We start from the raw sequence: 255 nt of genomic DNA, 5'->3' as shown, positions 1-255 counted from the left end.
GGGGGGGGGGGGGGGGGGGGGGGGGGGGGGGGGGGGGGGGGGGGGGGGGGGGGGGGGGGGGGGGGGGGGGGGGGGGGGGGGGGGGGGGGGGGGGGGGGGGGGGGGGGGGGGGGGGGGGGGGGGGGGGAGGGGGGGGGGGGGGGGGGGGGGGGGGGGGGGGGGGGGGGGGGGGGGGGGGGGGGGGGGGGGGGGGGGGGGGGGGGGGGGGGGGGGGGGGGGGGGGGGGGGGGGGGGGGGGGGGGGGGGGGGGGGGGG

The 255-nt window shown here is 99.6% G+C and carries 1 protein-coding gene; it reads left to right on the top strand.

All coding sequences use genetic code 11. The features are described from left to right. The coding region (locus tag ACTHUG_RS11640) for a hypothetical protein (RefSeq protein ID WP_268083134.1) at nt 1–255 on the top strand (255 nt) is incomplete at both ends.

It is taken from the genome of Neisseria sp. P0022.S009 (genome assembly GCF_051956675.1).
Taxonomy (GTDB): Bacteria; Pseudomonadota; Gammaproteobacteria; order Burkholderiales; family Neisseriaceae; genus Neisseria.
The sequence above is the reverse complement of the archived record's forward strand: the minus strand, read 5'-3'. Positions and strand labels throughout refer to the sequence as shown.